Raw genomic sequence first — 19,686 nt, forward strand, 5'->3', positions numbered from 1 at the left:
GCCTTCTCGGCATTGACGACCATGACGTTGGGCACGCCGGCGACCAGGGTGATGGGGGCAAAGTCCTTTTGCGGGTCGAAGCTCATCTTGCTGTAAAGCGACTTGTTGATGCCATGCGTGCCGACGGTGCCCATCAGCAGCGTGTAGCCGTCGGCGGGCGCCTTGGCCACCACGTCGGCGCCAATATTGCCGCCGGCGCCGGCGCGGTTCTCGACCACAAAGGGCTGGCCGAAGGCCTTGGCCAGTTCGGGCGCCATGGCCCGGGCCAGAATGTCGGTGGTGCCGCCGGGGGCGAAAGGCACCACGATCTTGACCGGCTTGGTCGGCCAGGGGCTCTGCGCCAAGGCTAAATTTGCTATTAAAAATATAGCTGAAAGTGCAATAAGTACCTGGGCCAGAGCACTATTTCGCTTAAAAAAGTGGGTCAAGACGGTCTCCGGTGGGGGTTTTGGCAGGCGGGCCTGGCTACCTGGGCAAGATAGCCCGCGGCGGCGGCCGGCTCAAGAGGGTAAATCCGGGCCTGAAAAAAGCCGCCGGGCGCAGGGCCGGGCGGCTTGGCCTGAATCCGGCGTGGCTCAGTCGGCAAACTTGCCGGCGGCCTCGATCACGGGCTTGAGCTTGTTGATCTCGGCGCTCACGAAGGCCTTGTGCGCGACGGGGTCCACCCGCTTGTCGGTCACCACCACGGCGCCCAGGCCTTCCTGCTTCTTGATGAAGTCGGGGTCTTTCAGCGCCAGTTTGAGGGCGGTGTTGAGCTGGGCCAGCACGGCGGGCGGTGTGCCCTTGGGCGCGTACAGGCCGTGCCAGATCGTCAGGTCAAAGCCCTTCAGGCCCATTTCCTGCAAGGTCGGGTAGTCCTTGAGCAGCTTGTTGCCGGACAGCGGCTTGGCCGTCGTCACGGCAAAGGCCTTGACGCGGCCGGCTTCAATCTGCCCCGTGGTGTTGGTGGTCTGGTCACACATGATGTCGACCTGGCCACCCACCAGTGCATTCATGGCCGGCGCCGTTCCGCTGAAAGGAATGGTCGTCATGGCATCGCTGGCCTTGATCGCCGCCTGCCACATCAGGCCGCACAGGTGCGAGGCGGAACCCAGGCCGGCATGGGCAATATTGAGCTTGCCGGCGTTGGTCCGGATGTAGTTTTCAAAATCGCGGTAGTTGTTGGCGGCCAGCTGGGGCTTGCCAATAATGGTCATCGGCACTTCGTTGATCATGCCGAGGAACTCGAAGTCTTCCAGCGGCTTGTAGGGCAGCTTGCGGTACAGGGCAGGCGCGGCCGCCATGCCGATGTGGTGCAGCAGCAGGGTGTGGCCATCGGGCGCTGCCTTGGCGACCTTGGCCGCGCCAATCGTGCCACCGGCACCGTTGACGTTTTCCACCACGAAATTGGCGCCACCGCCCATGGATTTGCGCATGGCTTCGGCCAGGTCGCGCGCCACCCGGTCGGTCGGGCCGCCGGCCGCGAACGGCACCACGAACGAGATTGGTTTGGAGCCGGGGAAGGTCTGGGCGTTGGCAAAAATGGCCGTGGCTGCGGCGGCCAGGACTAGCAGGCGTTTCATGGGAGGCTCCTTAAAGATGGTGCACAGTGTACGGGCGGCATACCCCGGTCACAACGCGGGAACTACGTAAGGGCAATCCCCTTTGCGGCGGGCGCGGGCCTTACTTGTAGCTGCGTGCGTCCTCGATCACCTTGCCGTCGTTGGGCAGGCTGCCGGGTTGCAGCAGCTCCACGCTGCCGCGCAGCTTGGTGACATCGCGGATCGCCTCGCCAATGCGCTGCTCCAGACCGGCGTGCGGCGCTGCCGTCTCGACCTGAAAGCGCATGCTGTCATTGGCCATCTCGCCGCTGACCACCAGCCTGGCCTTGAGCACCTCGGGGAAGCGCCTGGCAATCTCGGCGACCTGGCCCGGGTGCACAAACATGCCGCGAACCTTGGCGGTCTGATCGGCCCGGCCCATCCAGCCCTTGATGCGGGCGTTGGTGCGCCCGGTCGGGCAATGGCCCGGCAGCAGCGCCGACAGGTCCCCCGTGCCAAAACGGATCAGCGGGTAGTCGGGGTTCAGCGTGGTCACCACCAGTTCGCCGACCTCGCCCTCGGCCACCGGGTCGCCGGTGCCGGGGCGCACGATTTCCACGATCACACCTTCATCGAGCACCAGCCCTTCCCGTGCTTCGGTTTCGTAGGCAATCAGGCCCAGATCCGCCGAGGCATAGCACTGGTAGCCGGCAATGCCGCGTTCGGCCAGCCAGTCGCGCAGGCTGGGCGGAAAAGCCTCTGCCGACACCAGCGCCTTGGTGACCGTGGGCAGGGCCACGCCCATCTCGGCGGCCTTGTCGACAATGATTTTCAGAAAACTGGGGGTGCCGATATAGCCGGCCGGTTTCAATTCGGCCATGGCCTGTACCTGCTGCTCGGTTTGCCCGGTGCCGCCCGGAAACACGCTGCAGCCCAGCGCATGGGCGCCGCTCTCCATCATCGAGCCGGCCGGCACGAAGTGGTAGCTAAAGCAGTTGTGGATCAGTTCGCCGGGGCGAAAGCCCGCGGCATGCAGCGCCCGCGCCAGGCGCCAGTAGTCCTTGCGCGTGCCTTCGGGCTCGTAAATCGGGCCGGGGCTGGCAAACACGTGTGGCATGTAGGCGCCGTACGCCAGCGCGCTGAAGCCGCCAAACGGGTCCTTGCCATCGCCGGTCTGGCGCTGGGCCTGCTGGCGCGCCAGCAACTCGTGCTTGCGGGTGACCGGCAGGCTGGCCAGGGCAGCGCGCGAGTTGATGGCCGAGCCCTCCACTCCCTGCAGGATGGCGGCGAAAGCCGGTGCGTGCGACTGCGCAAGCGCAATCTGCTGCGGCAGCGCAGCCATGAGGGCGGCTTCGCGTTGCGAAGGGCTTTGCACTTCCAGTGCGTCGTAATGTGTGGTCATTTGAGATCTTCCAAATCTTGTCGATATCTCGGTGCGATCAGATTGCAGTGGTGGCGCATGTGGCGATGAATTTGAAGCCAGCAGGGGCCGTGGAACCGGCTTCGCCGGGCCGCAGGCGCAGCGCCCCCTCGGGGGGCAGCGACCCGCGCCGCGGCGGAGCGTGGGGGCCTAAGCCAGCCAGCGCTTGCGGCGCTTGTAGCTTTTCACGTCCTTGAAGCTCTTGCGCTCGCCGCCGCCCACACCGAGGTAAAACTCCTTCACGTCCTCGTTGTTGGCCAGGTCGCGGGCGGCGCCGTCCATCACTACCCGGCCGCTCTCCATGATGTAGCCGTAGTCGGCGTACTTCAGCGCCATGTTGGTGTTTTGCTCGGCGATCAGGAAGGTGACTTTTTCCTTTTGGTTCAGGTCCTGCACGATGTTGAACACCTCTTCCACAATCTGCGGCGCCAGGCCCATGCTGGGCTCGTCCAGCAAGACCATGCTGGGGCTGGCCATCAGCGCGCGGCCAATCGCGCACATCTGCTGCTCGCCGCCCGAGGTGTAGGCGGCCTGCGAGGCGCGCCGGGTTTTCAGGCGCGGAAAGTAGTTGTAAACCTTCTCCAGATTGGCCGCCACTTCGCCTTTACTCTTGCGCGTGTAGGCGCCAGTCAGCAGGTTTTCCTCAATCGTCAGGTGGGCAAAGCAGTGCCGGCCTTCCATGACCTGCACCACGCCGCGCTGCACCAGGTCGGCCGGCGACAGGTTTTCAATGCGTTCGCCACGCAGCTCGATGGAGCCCTTGGTCACCTCGCCGCGCTCGCCCTTGAGCAGGTTGGAGATGGCGCGCAAAGTCGTGGTCTTGCCGGCGCCATTGCCGCCCAGAATGGCCACAATCTTGCCCTGGGGCACCTGGAGCGAAACGCCCTTGAGCACCAGAATCACGTGGTTGTAGATGACCTCAATGCCGTTGACATTCAGGACGATGCTTGGGACGATGTTTGAGTCGCTCATAGGGGATGTATCCATTTAAACCAACTGAAAAGGCAGCACGGTTGCCCTTTCAGTTGGCGGCTCTTGAGGCAGAGCCGCCAAACCCTGCCTTGCGGCGGGCGCAAGGCAGGGGGCTACTTTCAGGACTGGCAGTCCGCAGGGGTGCGGGCGGTCAGTTTTTTCTCGCTGGCGTAGCGGGCGGCGGTGGACTTGACCAGCGGCTTGATGATCTGCTCATCGGCCTGCAGCCAGTCGGAGCTGAACTTCCAGGCCTTGCCGTCCCAGGTGTGAATGCGCGCCCAGGCCGAACCCATGTGGTCGGAGCAGGAGGTGCTGATGGGACGCATCACGCCGGCAAAACCCAGGGCGTCCAGCTTGGCCTGCGTCAGGTTCAGGTTCTCCAGGCCCCAGCGAACCTGCTCGCCGCTCATGACCTTGCCCTTGCCAAAGCGGTCTTGCGCCGAGCGGATGCCTTCCACGCCCAGCATCGCGCTCATGGCGCCGCGCATGTACAGCACCTGGCCGACTTCGTCCTTCGGCCCCGTGCCCTGGCCCTTGTCGTGCACCATGGTCAGCACGTCCTTGACCAGTTTCGATTGCGGTTCGGCGCCGTGCTGCATGGTCACGGCGTTGTAGCCCTTGGCGCCATCGGCCACGTCTTTCACGTCAGGCTCGGCACCGGCCCACCACACGCCATACATTTTCTCGCGCGGGTAGCCGGTGGCCTGCGCTTCCTTGATGGCGGTGGAGTTCATCACGCCCCAGCCCCACAGCAGGGTGTAGTCAGGTTTGGCCTGGCGAATCTGCAGCCAGGTGGCTTTTTGCTCGACGCCGGGCGCCGTCACTGGCAGCAGCTGCAGCTCAAAGCCAAGCTGCTTGCTGCGTTCCTGCAGCAGCGCGATCGGCTCCTTGCCATAGGGACTGTCGTGGTAGACCAGCGCGATCTTCTTGCCCTTGAGCTTGTCCAGGCCGCCTTCCTTTTTGCCAATCGACTGCAGGATGGCGTCGGCGGCCACCCAGTAGGTGCCGGCGATCGGGAAGTTCCATTTGAAGACCGAGCCATCGGCGCTCTCGCTGCGGCCATAGCCCACAGTGACGACGGAAATCTTGTCGGCCGGCGCTTTTTCGGTGATGGCGAAGGTGGCGCCGGTCGACAGGGGCTGCACAAACGATGCGCCGCCGTTCTTGCCCTTCAGGCGTTCATAGCATTCCACGCTGCGCGCCGTGTCGTAGCCGGTTTCGCACTCTTCGAAGCTGAGCTTGACGCCGTTAAGGCCGCCGCGCGCATTGACCAGCTTGAGGTAGTCGACATAGCCGTTGGCCCAGGGCGTGCCGTTGGGCGCGTAGGGGCCGGTGCGGTAAGACAGCACCGGAATGAACTGCTCCTTGGCCTGGGCAAAGGCGCTGCTGCTTGCCAGCGACGATGCGGCCAGGGCCACGGCCGCAACGGCCAGCATGATTTGACGAACTTTCATTGTTGTCTCCTGAAAAAGTTAAAAGCAAAGCACATGAAAAACCGGAACCGAACAGGTCATTGCGCGCAACCCCTGTTTCTTATGGGGCTTAGTGAGGAAAGGGCCACAGCCGCAACTTCTGTTTGCCAATAGCCCAGAGCTTGGCCAGACCATGCGGCTCCACGATCAGGAACCAGACAATCAGGCCGCCAAAAATCATCAACTCGGCGTGCGAAACGCCCGCGGTCGAAATCTCGATGCCGAACCAGCCTGCGATGACCGGCAAAAACTGGCTCAGCGCAATCGGCAGCACCGTGATGAAGGCCGCGCCCAGAAAGCCGCCCAAGATGGAGCCCATGCCGCCAATGATCACCATGAACAGCAGCCGAAAGGATTGATCCACCGAGAAGGCGGCGGGCTCCCAGGCGCCCAGGTAGACAAAGCCCCACAGCGCGCCCGACATGCCAACGATGAAGGAGCTGACGGCAAAGGCGCTGAGCTTGGCGTACATGGGCCGGATGCCGATGACGGCTGCGGCCACGTCCATGTCGCGGATCGCCATCCACTCGCGGCCAATCGCGCCGCGCACCAGGTTTTTGGCCAGAAAGGCGATCACCACCAGAATCGACAGGCAGAGCCAGTATTTGCTGTGCGCCGTCTCGATCGGGAAGCCGAACACCTGCAGGTTGGAAACCGAGACCGAACCCGAAGGCGAATCGAGCGTGAACCACTTGATGCGCAGGAACATCCAGTCGCTGAAGAACTGCGCGGCCAGCGTGGCCACCGCCAGGTACAAACCTTTGACCCGCAAACTCGGCAGGCCGAACAGAATGCCAAAAAAGGTGGCGCACAAGCCGCCCAGAATCAGCGCCGGAATCAGCGGCAGGCCCGGAATGCGCACAAAAAAGTTGTAGGCCCCGTAGGCGCCCACCGCCATGAAGGCGCCCGAGCCCAGCGAAATCTGCCCGCAGTAACCGACCAGAATGTTGACGCCCAGGGCCGCCAGCGAAATGATCAGAAACGGGATCAGGATGGCGCGAAACAGGTAGTCGCTGGCCAGCATCGGCACGGCGATGAAGGCGAATAGCAGAAACAGGGCCACCACCAGCCGGTCCTGCGCAATCGGGAAGATCTGCTGGTCTGCCCGGTAGCTGGTCTTGAATTGGCCGTTTTCTCTGTAGATCATTTTTTTCTCTTTAGACGCGGTCGATGACTTTTAGCTGCGACACGCTTCGCTTAACTTTGCTGCCGCAAAGATTAGTCTTCTCTGAAAAATCAGCCTTCGCCGTATCCGGCGAAAAACCCGCAAGCGTGTTGATCTCGTATTTCATACACGATCGATGATTTTTTCGCCGAACAGGCCTTGCGGCCGAAACAGCAAAAATCCCAGCGCCAGCACATAGGCAAACCAGATTTCGATACCGCCGCCGACAAACGGGCCGAGGTAGACCTCGGACAGTTTTTCGCCGACGCCAATAATCAGCCCGCCAATAATGGCGCCAGGCACCGAGGTCAGGCCGCCCAGAATCACCACCGGCAAGGCGCGCAGCGCAATGGTGGTGAGCGAGAACTGCACGCCCAGCTTGCTGCCCCAGATCATGCCGGCCACCAGCGCCACCACACCGGCCACGCACCAGACGATGACCCAGATGCGGTTCAGTGGAATGCCGATCGACTGCGCCGCCTGGTGGTCGTCGGCCACCGCGCGCAGGGCCCGGCCAGTCGCGGTTTTCTGGAAGAAGAGGCTCAGCAGCGCCACCAGCGCGGCGGCGATGGCGGCGGCAATCAGGTCTTCCTTGTTGAGCAGGATGCCGCCGGGGAAAACAGTGTCCAGCGCAAAAATCGGCTCCTTCGGCATGCCGATGTCGATCTTGTAGATGTTGCTGCCAAACAGGGTCTGACCCAGGCCTTCCAGGAAGTAGGCAATCCCCAGCGTGGCCATCAGCAAGGTGGCGCCTTCCTGGTTGACGAGGTGGCGCAGCACCAGCCGCTCAATCAGCCAGGCCACCGCAAACATGATGATGCCGGCAATCACGAAGGCCGCCAGGTTCGCCAGCACCAGATTGTCGATGCCGGTCCAGCGCGGAATCCATTCGGAGAACCTGGCCATGGCCAGTGCCGCAAACAGCACCATTGCGCCTTGCGCAAAGTTGAACACGCCAGAGGCCTTGTAAATCAGCACAAAGCCCAGCGCCACCAGTGAATACAGCATGCCGGCCATCAGGCCGCCGAGCAAAGTCTCAAGAAAGAAAGCCATGGTCAGTGTTCCGTTCCAAGGTAGGCGCTGATGACGTCGGGGTTGTTGCGCACCTCGTCGGGGGTGCCGTCGCCGATTTTTTTGCCGTAGTCCAGCACCACGACGCGGTCTGAAATGTCCATCACCACGCCCATGTCGTGCTCGATCAGCACGACGGTGGTGCCGAACTCGTCATTCACGTCGAGCACGAAGCGGCACATGTCCTGCTTTTCCTCGACGTTCATGCCGGCCATGGGCTCATCGAGCAGCAGCACCTGCGGCTCCATCGCCAGGGCCCGGCCCAGATCGACGCGTTTTTGCAGGCCGTAGGGCAGCTGGCCCACCGGCGTCTTGCGGAAGGCCTGGATTTCCAGAAAGTCGATGATTTTCTCGACCGCCTCGCGGTGCCTGAACTCTTCTTTTTCGGCCGGGCCAATGCGCAGCGCCTGCAGCAACAGATTGCTTTTGATCTTCAGGTTGCGGCCCGACATGATGTTGTCGAGCACGCTCATGCCCTTGAACAGCGCCAGGTTCTGGAAGGTGCGGGCCACGCCCATCACCGCCACCTGGTGGCTGTTCATGTGCTTGAAGGCCTGGCCACGAAAGGTGATGGAGCCCTGCTGCGGCGAGTAAACGCCGTTGATGCAGTTGAGCATGGAGCTTTTGCCGGCACCGTTGGGGCCAATGATGGCGCGAATCTCGTGTTCCTTGACGTTGAAGGAAATGTCCTGCAGGGCCTTGACGCCGCCAAAAGACAGGGAAATGTTTTGCACGTCGAGGATGACGTCGCCAATCTTCTTGATCATGCTGCGGCCTTCACGGGGGCAAAAGTCTGGCTGTCGCTGATTTTGAGGGTGGCGCTGACGCTACCGCTGCGGCCGTCTTCAAACTTCACGACGGTCTCGATGAACTGCTCGGTTTTGCCGCCGTACAGGGCGTCAATCAGCGGCAGGTATTTGTCGGCGATGAAGCCGCGCCGCACCTTGTTGGTCCGCGTCAGTTCGCCATCGTCGGCGTCGAGTTCCTTGTGCAGCACCAGAAAGCGGCTGACCTGCGAGCCCGCCAGCAAGGCGTCCACGCTGAGGTCGGCGTTGACCTTTTCGACGCATTCCTTGATCAGCTGATAGACCTCGGGCTTTTGCGCCAGGTCGGTGTAGCCGGCATAGGCCAGGTTGCGCCGCTCGGCCCAGTTGCCTACCGCGTCAAAATCGATGTTGATGAAGACGCAGACCTTCGCGCGGCCGTCGCCATAGGCCACGACTTCCTTGATGTAGGGGAAGAACTTGAGCTTGTTTTCCACATACTTGGGAGCAAACATGGCGCCGTCGTTGTCGCCGCCCTTGATGCGGCCCACGTCTTTCACCCGGTCGATGATCTTGAGGTGGCCGTGCGCGTCGAGAAAGCCGGCATCGCTGGTGTGGTACCAGCCGTCGGCGGTCAGCACCTCGGCGGTGGCGGCCGGGTTTTTGTAGTATTCCTTGAGCAGGCCGGCGGACTTGACGAGAATTTCGCCGTTGTCGGCGACCCTGATTTCCACTCCGCGGCAGGGCACGCCCACGGTGTCGGCACGCGCCTGGTCGTCGGGCTGCAGGCAGACAAACACGGCGGTTTCGGTCGAGCCGTAGAGCTGCTTGAGGTTGATGCCGATGGAGCGGTAGAAGGTGAACAGGTCCGGTCCGATGGCTTCGCCGGCGGTGTAGGCCACGCGCACCCGCGAAAAACCCAGGTTGTTGCGCAGCGGCCCATACACCATCAGGTTGCCCACGGCATAGGCCAGTTTGCTCAGCAGGCCCACCGGCTCGCCGTTCATCAGGGCCGGGCCGGTTTTCCTGGCCACATCCATGAATGCGTGAAACATCTTGCGCTTGAGCGCGCCCGCGTCTTCCATGCGGATCATCACGCTGGTCAGCAGGCCTTCAAACACGCGCGGCGGCGCAAAGTAGTAGGTCGGGCCGATTTCCTTGAGGTCAATCGTCACCGTGCTGGCGCTCTCGGGGCAGTTGACCACATAGCCGCAGCACAGCCACTGGGCGTAGCTGAAGATGTTCTGGCCAATCCAGGCCGGCGGCAGGTAGGCCAGCACTTCATCGCGGGCGCTCAGCTTGTCGAACTCGGCGCCGGCCTGGGCCCGGTCGAGCAGGGTGTTGTGGGTGTGCACCACGCCTTTTGGGTTGCCCGTGGTGCCGGAGGTGAAAAACATCGCGGCGACGTCGTCGGGGCTGGTTTTGTCGATTTCGCCCTGGAAAAAGCCGGGCTGGCTGGCTGTCAGCGCCTTGCCGGCTTCAATCAGGGCATCGAGCGGGCCCAGGCCCGGTTCGCTGTAATTGCGCAGGCCGCGCGGGTCGTCAAAAACAATGTGCGACAGCTGCGGGCAGCGATCCCTGATCTCCAGCAGCTTGTCCACCTGCTCCTGGTCTTCCACCAGGGCGAACCGCACATCGGCGTTGTTGATGGGAAACACGCATTCGGCGCCCACGGCATCCTGGTACAGCGGAATCGGCACCGCGCCCAGCGACTGCACCGCCAGCATGCAGGCGTACAGGCGCGGCCGGTTGGCGCCAATCACCACCATGTGTTCGCCGCGCTGCAGGCCGGCCTGGTGCAGGCCGCAGGCAATGTGTTGCACCAGCGTGGCCATGCTGGCCCAGCTGTGGGCCTGCCAGATGCCGTATTCCTTCTCGCGCATGGCAGCATCGCCCGGGCGCTCGGCGGCATGTTTCAGCAGTAATCGCGGGAACGTGGTCTGCATTCTGCTTCCTTGTCTCCAGTGGTCGTGCAGCCGTTCTTTTTTGTAGGAACGGCTGGTATGGATGAATACTAGGGCTGCGTTTGACGTCATGTTGTCATTGCGACGACAATTCGCGGGTAAGTCCTAATCGGGTGTGCCCGCGTATGGCCGCTTTTATCGAACAGGGCTTCCCGCATTTGATCCATGGCCACCGACCTGACACTTCACCAGCGCCGCCGAAAGCCCACCGCCGACGAGCTGCAGGGCATTCCCTGGCTGCGGCTGCTGCGGCCCGACGAGCGCGCCCATGCGGTGGCCGAACTGCAGGTCGGCGATGCCGAGCCGGGCGACTATGTGTGCCGGGTCGGCAAGCCGGTGACCTACTGGTTTGGCGTGGTGGCGGGCCTGCTCAAGATGAGCAGCGACAACGCCCAGGGCCTGACCATGACCTTCACCGGCGTGCCGCCCGGTGGCTGGTTTGGCGAAGGCACGGCGCTCAAGCGCGAGCCCTACCGCTACAACATCCAGGCGCTGCGCAAAAGCGTGGTGGCGGGCCTGCCGGTGGACACCTTTCACGGCCTGCTGGACCACTCCATCGGCTTTAACCGCTTTGTGATGAACCAGCTCAATGAGCGGCTGGGCCAGTTCATTGCCGCGCGCGAGATTGACCGCATGAACAATCCCGATATCCGGGTGGCACGCAGCCTGGCGGCCCTCTTCAACCCGGTGCTGTATCCCGGCGTCGGGGAAATCCTGCGCATCACGCAGCAGGAGCTGGCCTACCTGGTCGGCCTGTCCCGCCAGCGCGTCAACGAGGCGCTGACCGCGCTACAGGCGCAGGGCATCATCCGGGTCGAGTACGGCGGCCTGCGCGTGCTCGATCTGGCGGCGCTGCGCTTCACCGTGTTTGCCTATCAAAAAGACCGGTAGCCCAATATTTATAAGCATGTATAGCTATTGAATTAATAGCGTATGCCGCTTTTCCGAGGGCGGCATCCGGCCTGAATCAGGCGGGTTTCGAAATTTCAGAAAGCGCTTCACCGGCGGCTTCGATATCGGCGCGCTGAACGGCGAAATCGCCGAGAGCCACGATGCCCACGAGCCGCTTGTCGGCATCCACAATCGGCAGGCGCCGGATCTGGTGCTTGCTCATGAGCTTGGCCGCATCGTCCACGGAGTCATCCTCGTAGGCCCAGACGATGCCTTCGGACATGACGTCGCGCACCCTGCTGCTGCCCGGATCCGTGCCGTCGGCAACGACGCGGATCGCAATGTCGCGGTCCGATATCGCCCCTATCATGCGGTCATTTTCTCCGACCGGCATCATTCCAAAGTTGCCGTCGCGCATTTGTTGCGCCGCTTCCCGGATCGTTTCGTCCGGGCTGATCACCTTCACATCCCGGCTCATCACATCTCTGATCTTATGCATAGCCATCTCCTTGGTAAAAAACAAAACGCGGCGCACGAGCGGCTGCGCTGCAAGAGGGCCTGATCTTCCGCCTGGTGAGACCGCCGATCTGTAGGAAGCCGCCACCTCTTGCTGGCGGTGCTGTCTCACGCGGCCAAACGGCGCTATAGTGACACCGCTGCGCGCACACCGCCGACCGGCGGGCGGGCGCGATGCCTTCCCAAGGAGAAGCCTCATGTCCACAGCAACCACCACCCTGACGGCCAAGCCTGCGCTGTACCGGTCGCTCTATGTGCAGGTCATCACCGCCGTGATCATCGGCGTGCTGCTCGGCCACTTTTACCCCTCGCTCGGCGAGGCGATGAAGCCGCTGGGCGACGCCTTCATCAAGCTGATCAAGATGATGATCGCGCCCATCATCTTCTGCACCGTGGTGATTGGCATCGCCGGCATGGAGGACATGAAGAAGGTGGGCAAAACCGGCGGGCTGGCGCTGCTGTACTTCGAAATCGTCAGTTCCATCGCGCTGGTGGTCGGGCTGCTGCTGGTCAATCTGCTCAAGCCAGGCGCGGGCATGAACATCGATCCGGCGACGCTGGACACCAAGGCCATCGCGGCCTACACCGGCCCGGGCAAGATGACCGGAACGGTCGACTTCCTGACCAACATCATTCCGAGCACGCTGGTCGATGCGTTCGCCAAGGGCGAGATTCTCCAGGTCCTGCTGATCGCCGTGCTGTTCGGCTTTGCCTTGCACCGCTTCGGCGGGCGCGGCACGCTGGTGTTCGACGTGATCGAGAAGGGCTCGCATGTGCTGTTCACCATCATTGGCTACATCATGAAGCTGGCGCCCCTGGGCGCGTTTGGCGCGATGGCCTTCACCATTGGCAAGTACGGCGTGGCCACGCTGTTCTCGCTCGGCAAGCTGATGGCGGTGTTCTACCTGACCTGCCTGCTGTTCATCTTTGTCGTGCTTGGGCTGATCGCGCGCTTTCACGGCTTTTCGATCTGGAAGTTCATCAAGTACATCAAGGAAGAACTGCTGATCGTGCTCGGCACCTCGTCGTCCGAGTCGGTGCTGCCGCGCATGATGGAAAAAATGGAGAACCTGGGCGCCAAAAAGACCTGCGTCGGCCTGGTGATCCCGACCGGCTACTCCTTCAACCTCGACGGCACCTCGATTTACCTGACGATGGCCGCCGTCTTCATCGCGCAGGCCACCAACACGCCGATGACGCTGACGCAGGAGCTGACCCTGCTCGGGGTGCTGCTGCTGACCTCCAAGGGCGCGGCCGGCATCACCGGCAGCGGCTTCATCGTGCTGGCGGCCACCTTGTCGGCGGTCGGGACGGTGCCGGTGGCGGGGCTGGCGCTGATTTTGGGCATAGACCGCTTCATGTCGGAGGCCCGTGCCCTGACCAACCTGATCGGCAACGGGGTCGCCACCCTGGTGGTCGCGAAGTGGACCAACGAACTCGACATGGACCGCCTGCAGGCCGGCCTGAACAACGAAACCTGGGTCGAGGCGCAGGAGCCCGAGGAACTCATCAACGCCAGGACCGGGCGCATGGCGGTGGCCGAGCACTGACGCGGGCGGTAAACTGCCCCAGCCTGCCGCTGGCGGCTGACTGAACCCCCCGATTTGCCTTGTTTTTCGGCCGAATAGGCCTCTAGCCCACGATTAACGGGCATGGCAAGCTATAAAATAGATAGCAAATGCAAGACCCCCTGAAACCCAAAAATGCTACGCCGGCCACAGGCGCGGCAGTGCGCATTGCCAAACCCGTCGCGCCCGCGCCCGGCGCGCCCGTGCCCACGGTGCGGCTGAACAAACGCATGGCCGAGCTCGGCCTGTGCTCGCGCCGCGAGGCCGACGACTGGATTGCCCGCGGCTGGGTCCGCGTCAACGGCGCGCCCGCCGTGATCGGCCAGCCGGTGGCGGTGGATGCGCGCATCGAGGTGGCGCGCGAAGCCGAGCAGCAGCAGCGCCAGCAGGTCACCATCCTGATCAACAAGCCGGTCGGCTACGTCAGCGGTCAGGCCGAAGACGGCCACGAGCCCGCCGTGGCGCTGGTGCAGCCGCAAAACCGCTGGAGCGAATGCAACAGCCGCATGCGCTGGGGCTTTGAGCAGCTGCGCGGGCTGGCGCCGGCCGGGCGGCTTGACATCGACTCGATCGGCCTGCTGGTGCTGACGCAGGACGGCCGCGTGGCGCGCCAGCTGATTGGCGAGGACTCCGACATTGAAAAAGAATACCTGGTGCGGGTGAGTTACGCGGCGGAGACGGTCAACGTGCAGGCGGTGTTCCCGCCTGAAAAGCTGGCCCTGCTGTGCCACGGCCTGAGCCTGGACGGCCAGGCGCTGCGGCCGGCCCAGGTCAGCTGGCAAAACCCCGAGCAACTGCGCTTCGTGCTGAAAGAAGGCAAGAAACGCCAGATTCGCCGCATGTGCGAGCAGGTCGGGCTGTTTGTGACCGGCCTCAAGCGCGTGCGCATAGGCCGCGTCAACCTGGGCCACCTGCCGGTCGGCCAGTGGCGCTACCTGGCGCCGCACGAGCAGTTTTAGCGTCACATAAACCGGGCCCAGGCGCCCGAGCCCGTTGCTGTGTGCGCTGCCCTGTCCTACGGCAATGCGCCGCAACGGATGGCATTTTCTTTTCTGCCGGGTCCTAGACTGGGGTAAACGGGGTGATGAATCCCCGCAGCATGGCAGCGCCAACCGGCAAACGTCATCAACCCAACACAACACAATCTATGGCACTCATTACCTACCTGGCGGAAGACAACGAGACCGTCCTCGAAAACCTGATCGAATCGCTGCAGGAGATCTGTGATGTGAAGGTCACCAGCTTCGGCGCCACCCAGGCCGAAGCCAGCCGCTGGCTGACCCTGCATGACGGCGAGTGGCACCTGGCCATCGTCGACCTGTTTTTGAAGGAGGGCAGTGGCCTGGGGGTGCTGGCCGGCTGCCGCAACCGGGAGGCCTACCAGAAGGTGGTGGTGCTGACCAACTACGCCACCCCTGAAATCCGGCGCCGCTCGGCCGAGTTGGGCGCCGACGCGGTGTTCGACAAGTCCAGCCAGCTCGACGAGTTGTTTGCCTACTGCATCGAGCAGACGGTCAACCACAAAACAGACGAGGTGCAAAAGGCCCAGCAGGCCGCCCGGCAGCAAGCCATCCTGCGTGACGCGCCCGCGACGCGCCACTGAACCGACCACCCGGCCCGAAACCGCAACCGGGACGGGCAGTTTTTCGGATTTCAAGCATCAAATACCCCGCCAGCCCAAATACTGCGTGCGCTGACAGCTATTAAATGAATAGCAATCGGTGGCTCTGCCGGGGCCGCCGGTCTGGCCGGGCGGGCTTGAACCCCCCAACCCCCACAATCGGGCCATGCGTCCAAGTTCAACTCCCCCCACGCCCTCCACGCCCGCTACGCCCACCGGCCCCGGCGGCAGGCTAAAAAACGCCTTGGCCCAAGTTCCGACCTGGCTGCGGCCGTCAGACCTGCAGGGGCTGGCGCAGCTGGCCACGCAGGGCACGCTGGGCGTGGCCGGGCTGGCCGAGACGGTGCAGGGCAATGTCTACAAGGCCGTGGCGGCGCTATTTGGCCCGCTCGGCGCCAAATTTCTGGATTCCGCGCCGGGCAGTAGCGGCGTCAAAAAAACCGGCATCACCGGCCTGGCCTATGCCGGGGTCCGGGGCGTGACGCGGCTCGCGGGCGGCAGCGTCAACGCGCTGCTGGCCGCCGCCGCGCCGCGGGCGGGCCGGCAGGCGTCGTCGCCCGAACGCGAAGCCATGCTGTCCGCGCTCAACGGCGTGCTCGGCGACCATCTGCTGGCCACTGGCAACCCGCTCGCCATCAGCATGTGCTTGCGCCAGGGGGGCGAGCCCTTGCCGCTCGACAAGCAGGCGCTGGCCGCGCGGCTGCCCGCTGCTTCGGCCAAGCTGCTGGTGCTGGTGCACGGCCTGTGCATGAACGATGGGCAGTGGGGCAGCGGCGGCGCAGACCTGAACCACGGCGACCTGCTGGCGCGCGAGCTGGGCTACACCCCGGTCTACCTGCACTACAACAGCGGGCTGCACACCTCCAGCAACGGCCAGCAGTTTGCCGCGCTGCTGGAGCAGCTCTGGCAGGCCTGGCCGCAACCGATCGAAGAGCTGAGCCTGCTGGCGCACAGCATGGGCGGGCTGGTCTCGCGCAGCGCCTGCCACCACGGCGAACAGGCCGGCCACCTTTGGCGAAAAGGCCTGAAAAACCTCGTGTTCCTCGGCACGCCGTACCATGGCGCGCCGCTGGAAGGGCTGGGCAACTGGCTCGACACCCTGCTGGTCAGCAACGTCGTGACCCGGCCCTTTGCCAGCATCGGCCAGATCCGCAGCGCCGGCATCACCGACCTGCGCCACGGCAATCTGCTGGACGCCGACTGGCAAGGCGCGGACCGTTTCGAGCGCGCGCCGGACGTCCGGCAGGCGCTGCCGCTGCCAGCCGGCGTGGCGTGTTTTGCGCTGGCGGGCACGACCCTGGCCGCAGCCAGCGGGGCGCGGGCCACGGCGCGTGAAGCCTTGAGCCAGCAACTGCTGGGCGACGGCCTGGTGCCCTTGCCCAGCGCGCTCGGCCAGCATGAGCAAGCCGGGCGCACGCTGGCATTTGCCCCGGATCATCAATGGATTGCCACCGGCGTGAACCACATGGCCCTGCTGAAACGGCCCGAGGTCGGCCGGCAGCTGGTGCAGTGGCTGCGCGGGCGGGCTCAACCCTGAACGCATTGAGCGGTTTGCTGGCTGCATGACGGCGAAATCGCCGCTTGAATTCCACAAGGTAAAAAAATCTGAATAAACGGCAAACAATCAAACTAATAGTTGCTTCAATTTTGTCAAATTAACTATAATTTAGACAAATTGATGAATTTAGGAGTTTGAGCCATGAATGCCTTAAATATCGACTTCAGTTTTATCAATGCGCCGCATCATTCAGGTGCCGATGGCGTCATGGGCCGGTGCGGCAGTTTTCCGGTGGCTATCCCCGTCCTGAAGAACCTGCGCGAAACGGTTTTTTCCGCTATACGTCAAACGCTTGCCAGCGTTCTCGCCGTGAGCTTGCTGGCTACGCCGTTGATCTCAATCGCCGGTTCCAGCGAGGGTCAGCTGCTGGTTTCGGCCACGGTACTCAAGCATGCCAGCCTGCAGGTATTGGTTCAACCGGCGTCGGTGCATGTCACGGCGGCAGACATTGCCCGCGGCTATGTGGATGTTCCCAACCCTGCGCAAGTGGCGGTTCAGAGCAATACCCCGAACGGTTACCTGCTGACGTTTGAAAGCCAGGGCGAGTTTCTGCGCCACACGCTGGTGAAGGGCTTGGGCCCGGATGTGCAACTGGGGGCGTCGGGCGGCGGGGTGAGCCAGCGCGCCGCAGGTCGCGGCATGAGCAAGACCCTGCTTGATCTCGGGTTTCGCTTTGTACTTTCAGATTCCGCCCGACAGGGGGTTTATGCCTGGCCCCTGCGTCTTTCTGTCGCGCCGCTGTGAGCGTCGGCCAGTGACCTGCTGGCGAATTGGGATCAGGGATCAGGGTTCAGGACGTTACTGGCAGACAAATTCACCCAGATCCACAAAGGTGTCGTCCGACTTGGGAATGGTCAGGTCAAACCGGCAGGGCTTGCCTTCAAGCCGAACCGTGACCGCGAAAGTTCCGGGCTTGAGGTTCTCGACGTAAAACTCGCCCCCACGCCCGGTTTGCAGGGTCTGCGGCTTGCCTTCGGCGGTGAATTCAAGCGCCTGAAACTCAAGCGCCTTCATGGCCCCGTCATGCCGGAACTTCAGTTTTCCGGTGAAGGCCTGGATTTTCGTCACGCCAAAGTCGATCACGGCCCCGCTTCGCAGGGACGGCGACACTTTTTTGACCGTGGCCGGGATGGAATACTCAATCGGTACGCTCTCCGGCGCGATCGACACGTCATTGTCAAAATAAGGTGTCAGCGTGGGAACGAAAACCTGACCGCGTGCGTTGGTCTTGCCTATCGGCTGGCCATTGACGGCTACCGCCACACCGGCAAGCTCGCCCACCTTCACAATCCCGAAACTTTCGGTCACGGGGCGGCCCACGGCGAACTGGTCGCCGACATAGGCCACCCCACCTGCCACGGACACCCGGTAGTTGCTGCTGGTTTGGACAGAGTCCTGACGCCGGCCAAATTCGCCCTGCAAGATGGCGGCCGGCGCGTTGTACTGCAGCCTGGAATTGAGCTGGGTACTGCCGCCGCCGACATTGCCAGCGTGATCGGCCGAAAGGACATAGCCCAGGCCTTCGCCGATGGGCTGATTCTTGGTGAGTTGCAGCAACTCCGTGGGGTTGGTTTTGTCACCGCGGAAATTGGCCGCAGCCGAGTAGTCCTTGTCCAGAAAATAAATCAGGCCCAGAAACGCTTCGTTGCGGGACTGGCCGTCGTCGATGTGGCTCAGGCTGGCCTGCAGTGAGGCCCTGCCCGACACCAGCGGGACGATGTAGCTCAATGACGTGACGCGGCGGTTTCCGAGTGGCGATGTGTTGAATTGCTGCGTGGGGGATGAGGTCGTTGCCGGCTGTGCCGGGCGCGTGCTCAGCACGGAATGGCTGAGGGAAATCGAGCCATAGCGCTGCAGGTAATAGCTGCCAACCAGGCTGGCTTCATAGACCCGGTTGCTGAGGGTCGGCGGGTCGCCCAGCGACGCGTAATCGCCCCAGTCCCGCCTGAGCGACATCCCCAGGCTCCACATCCGCGCCTGGTAGTTGTAGCTTGCCAGGCCGGCTGCGCCTTTGTGTCCGGCGATGGAACTGGCCGCCAGCGCCGCGTTCAGTATGCCCGCGCTGCCGAGCACCACCGAGGCCGTGGGCCCTGCGCTATAAAAGTTTTTTGTACCCTCGGCCCGCAGTCCGAGTGTCACGGCGTCACTCAGGCCGTAGCGGTGAAACGCTGAAAACGCGGCCGGGCCGTAATGGTTGCTTTCCAGGCCGAAGTCACGCCGCAGGGCCCCCAGGTTGTAGCTGTATTCCTGCAGACCCTGTTGCAGCGGTTGGTCGCTGAAATAAAAGGAATAGCTGAATTCCTGTACGCGTCCGAAGGCGTCGCGCAGCACTACCTGTACATTGCGCGCCCCGCCATAGGCAATAAGGTCGCGCAGTTCAAACTCACCGGGCTTGATCTTTTCACTGCGAATTCTCTGGCCGTCGAGATAGACCTCGATATCGCTCGGCGTGGCCACGCTGCCGTTGATGCTTTGCGTCGGAAAGCGGGTGAAATAAGGGTTAAGCCCGTACAGCTTGGAGATGCTGATGCCACCCAGGTTGACCCCGTTGCTGAACTCCCGGGACGGGGTAAAAAAATCACCGATCACGGTTCGTTGCAGATTCTCCCGGTCATCGTGCGTCACGCTCGTCATGAGCCGGACAAATTTACGCGGGCCGCTGAGGTTCTGTGTCGTGCTGCCGTTACTCAGCAGCAAATAGTCGCCCAGCCGCCAGCCGAACTCGCCGGCAAAGCCCAATTGGTTGCCGCCGGCCAGGCTGTTCTGGGCCGAGCTCAGTGCGTAATTGAAAAAGGCGCTGTTGTCGCGGGGAATGGCAACCCTGAGACGATCCTCCCGCTTGAGCTTCAACGCCTGGCCGGGAAAAAGCCCGGGATCGGCGCTGATGTTGAGCGTCAACTTCTTGCCGTCAAACATAAAAGTCACGCCCTGCATGGATTTGAGGGAGATGTGGGATTCGCCGTCCAGCAGTACCGTGGTCCCTGCGGGCTCTTTAAAACCCATGGCCTTCAGGTCTTGCGTCTTGATCCAGTAGTCGAAGTCGGGGGTCATGCCGACAAAAAAGTCGCCTTTGTCTTCGGTATTGACGGTCACACGAAGAACGACGGACTCGGCCTTGCTGGCCGTTGCGGTACTGCTCACCGGCTCGGCGGGCCAGGACTGCGTGGGGGCGGCGCCGAGGCAG

At 63.0% G+C, this 19,686-nt stretch carries 18 protein-coding genes; 6 read left to right on the forward strand and 12 right to left on the reverse strand.

Annotated elements, in window-relative coordinates; translation table 11 throughout:
- From RMO23_RS05425 to RMO23_RS05470, 10 genes are all read right to left on the reverse strand, one after another.
- Positions 1-383: tripartite tricarboxylate transporter substrate-binding protein (locus RMO23_RS05425; RefSeq protein ID WP_309679307.1), on the reverse strand; the 383-nt coding region annotated here is incomplete at its 3' end.
- A 192-nt stretch (positions 384-575) separates the two neighbouring features.
- Entirely contained in the window at positions 576-1,562 is a 987-nt protein-coding gene (locus RMO23_RS05430) for a tripartite tricarboxylate transporter substrate-binding protein (RefSeq protein ID WP_309679247.1), read from the reverse strand.
- Between the two features lie 100 nt (positions 1,563-1,662).
- A complete protein-coding gene (locus RMO23_RS05435; RefSeq protein WP_309679249.1) occupies positions 1,663-2,922 on the reverse strand; it encodes an AMP-binding protein in 1,260 nt (419 codons plus the stop codon).
- A gap of 168 nt (positions 2,923-3,090) precedes the next feature.
- Positions 3,091-3,912 carry an ABC transporter ATP-binding protein gene (locus RMO23_RS05440; RefSeq protein ID WP_309679251.1) on the reverse strand — a complete coding sequence of 274 codons (822 nt, stop codon included), beginning with the start codon at positions 3,910-3,912 and terminating at the stop codon, positions 3,091-3,093.
- A gap of 119 nt (positions 3,913-4,031) precedes the next feature.
- A complete protein-coding gene (locus RMO23_RS05445; RefSeq protein ID WP_309679253.1) occupies positions 4,032-5,366 on the reverse strand; it encodes an ABC transporter substrate-binding protein in 1,335 nt (444 codons plus the stop codon).
- A gap of 88 nt (positions 5,367-5,454) precedes the next feature.
- Positions 5,455-6,531, reverse strand: a complete 1,077-nt coding sequence (locus tag RMO23_RS05450) for a branched-chain amino acid ABC transporter permease (protein WP_309679255.1) — start codon at positions 6,529-6,531, stop codon at positions 5,455-5,457.
- A gap of 10 nt (positions 6,532-6,541) precedes the next feature.
- On the reverse strand, positions 6,542-6,676 hold the full coding sequence (locus RMO23_RS05455; protein WP_309679257.1) for a hypothetical protein: 135 nt from the start codon (positions 6,674-6,676) through the stop codon (positions 6,542-6,544).
- Positions 6,673-7,602 (reverse strand): branched-chain amino acid ABC transporter permease, encoded by a 930-nt coding sequence (locus RMO23_RS05460; RefSeq protein WP_309679259.1) that lies wholly within the window; start codon positions 7,600-7,602, stop codon positions 6,673-6,675. Before RMO23_RS05460 ends, RMO23_RS05455 begins: the two co-directional genes overlap by 4 nt.
- A 2-nt stretch (positions 7,603-7,604) precedes the next feature.
- Complete coding sequence (locus tag RMO23_RS05465) at positions 7,605-8,387, reverse strand: ABC transporter ATP-binding protein (protein WP_309679261.1); 783 nt, start codon at positions 8,385-8,387, stop codon at positions 7,605-7,607.
- Complete coding sequence (locus RMO23_RS05470) at positions 8,384-10,330, reverse strand: AMP-binding protein (RefSeq protein ID WP_309679262.1); 1,947 nt, start codon at positions 10,328-10,330, stop codon at positions 8,384-8,386. The genes RMO23_RS05465 and RMO23_RS05470 overlap by 4 nt, the downstream gene beginning before the upstream one ends.
- A gap of 183 nt (positions 10,331-10,513) precedes the next feature.
- Here RMO23_RS05470 and RMO23_RS05475 point away from each other — a divergent pair, with 183 nt between their 5' ends.
- The gene (locus RMO23_RS05475) at positions 10,514-11,239 is read left to right on the forward strand and encodes a Crp/Fnr family transcriptional regulator (protein WP_309679264.1); all 726 of its coding nucleotides are present in this window, start codon (positions 10,514-10,516) and stop codon (positions 11,237-11,239) included.
- 76 nt (positions 11,240-11,315) lie between these two features.
- Here the strand turns inward: RMO23_RS05475 and RMO23_RS05480 are convergent, their stop codons facing one another.
- Complete coding sequence (locus RMO23_RS05480) at positions 11,316-11,738, reverse strand: CBS domain-containing protein (protein WP_309679266.1); 423 nt, start codon at positions 11,736-11,738, stop codon at positions 11,316-11,318.
- A gap of 214 nt (positions 11,739-11,952) precedes the next feature.
- Between RMO23_RS05480 and RMO23_RS05485 the strand changes: the two genes are divergently transcribed.
- The 5 genes from RMO23_RS05485 to RMO23_RS05505 all read left to right on the forward strand — a co-directional run bounded on the left by RMO23_RS05485 (position 11,953) and on the right by RMO23_RS05505 (position 17,246).
- Complete coding sequence (locus RMO23_RS05485) at positions 11,953-13,305, forward strand: dicarboxylate/amino acid:cation symporter (RefSeq protein WP_309679268.1); 1,353 nt, start codon at positions 11,953-11,955, stop codon at positions 13,303-13,305.
- A gap of 128 nt (positions 13,306-13,433) precedes the next feature.
- A complete protein-coding gene (locus tag RMO23_RS05490) occupies positions 13,434-14,282 on the forward strand; it encodes a pseudouridine synthase (protein WP_309679270.1) in 849 nt (282 codons plus the stop codon).
- A gap of 188 nt (positions 14,283-14,470) precedes the next feature.
- Complete coding sequence (locus RMO23_RS05495; RefSeq protein ID WP_309679272.1) at positions 14,471-14,926, forward strand: response regulator; 456 nt, start codon at positions 14,471-14,473, stop codon at positions 14,924-14,926.
- A 262-nt stretch (positions 14,927-15,188) separates the two neighbouring features.
- On the forward strand, positions 15,189-16,481 hold the full coding sequence (locus RMO23_RS05500; RefSeq protein ID WP_309679274.1) for an alpha/beta hydrolase: 1,293 nt from the start codon (positions 15,189-15,191) through the stop codon (positions 16,479-16,481).
- A 162-nt stretch (positions 16,482-16,643) separates the two neighbouring features.
- Complete coding sequence (locus RMO23_RS05505; protein ID WP_309679275.1) at positions 16,644-17,246, forward strand: hypothetical protein; 603 nt, start codon at positions 16,644-16,646, stop codon at positions 17,244-17,246.
- A gap of 54 nt (positions 17,247-17,300) precedes the next feature.
- Here the strand turns inward: RMO23_RS05505 and RMO23_RS05510 are convergent, their stop codons facing one another.
- Positions 17,301-19,643, reverse strand: a complete 2,343-nt coding sequence (locus RMO23_RS05510; RefSeq protein WP_309679278.1) for a fimbria/pilus outer membrane usher protein — start codon at positions 19,641-19,643, stop codon at positions 17,301-17,303.
- Between the last annotated feature and the right edge of the window lie 43 nt (positions 19,644-19,686).

This window comes from Polaromonas sp. (genome assembly GCF_031411155.1).
In the GTDB taxonomy this organism is placed as follows: domain Bacteria; phylum Pseudomonadota; class Gammaproteobacteria; order Burkholderiales; family Burkholderiaceae_C; genus Polaromonas.

Bases quoted from the DNA above. Each gene is read 5' to 3' on its own strand.
- RMO23_RS05485 (WP_309679268.1), top strand. From the start codon at position 11,953: ATGTCCACAGCAACCACCACCCTGACGGCCAAGCCTGCGCTGTACCGG.
- RMO23_RS05430 (WP_309679247.1), bottom strand. From the start codon at position 1,562: ATGAAACGCCTGCTAGTCCTGGCCGCCGCAGCCACGGCCATTTTTGCC.
- RMO23_RS05460 (WP_309679259.1), bottom strand. From the start codon at position 7,602: ATGGCTTTCTTTCTTGAGACTTTGCTCGGCGGCCTGATGGCCGGCATG.
- RMO23_RS05490 (WP_309679270.1), top strand. From the start codon at position 13,434: ATGCAAGACCCCCTGAAACCCAAAAATGCTACGCCGGCCACAGGCGCG.
- RMO23_RS05470 (WP_309679262.1), bottom strand. From the start codon at position 10,330: ATGCAGACCACGTTCCCGCGATTACTGCTGAAACATGCCGCCGAGCGC.
- RMO23_RS05450 (WP_309679255.1), bottom strand. From the start codon at position 6,531: ATGATCTACAGAGAAAACGGCCAATTCAAGACCAGCTACCGGGCAGAC.
- RMO23_RS05505 (WP_309679275.1), top strand. From the start codon at position 16,644: ATGAATGCCTTAAATATCGACTTCAGTTTTATCAATGCGCCGCATCAT.
- RMO23_RS05465 (WP_309679261.1), bottom strand. From the start codon at position 8,387: ATGATCAAGAAGATTGGCGACGTCATCCTCGACGTGCAAAACATTTCC.
- RMO23_RS05480 (WP_309679266.1), bottom strand. From the start codon at position 11,738: ATGCATAAGATCAGAGATGTGATGAGCCGGGATGTGAAGGTGATCAGC.
- RMO23_RS05440 (WP_309679251.1), bottom strand. From the start codon at position 3,912: ATGAGCGACTCAAACATCGTCCCAAGCATCGTCCTGAATGTCAACGGC.
- RMO23_RS05455 (WP_309679257.1), bottom strand. From the start codon at position 6,676: ATGAAATACGAGATCAACACGCTTGCGGGTTTTTCGCCGGATACGGCG.
- RMO23_RS05495 (WP_309679272.1), top strand. From the start codon at position 14,471: ATGGCACTCATTACCTACCTGGCGGAAGACAACGAGACCGTCCTCGAA.
- RMO23_RS05435 (WP_309679249.1), bottom strand. From the start codon at position 2,922: ATGACCACACATTACGACGCACTGGAAGTGCAAAGCCCTTCGCAACGC.
- RMO23_RS05445 (WP_309679253.1), bottom strand. From the start codon at position 5,366: ATGAAAGTTCGTCAAATCATGCTGGCCGTTGCGGCCGTGGCCCTGGCC.
- RMO23_RS05475 (WP_309679264.1), top strand. From the start codon at position 10,514: ATGGCCACCGACCTGACACTTCACCAGCGCCGCCGAAAGCCCACCGCC.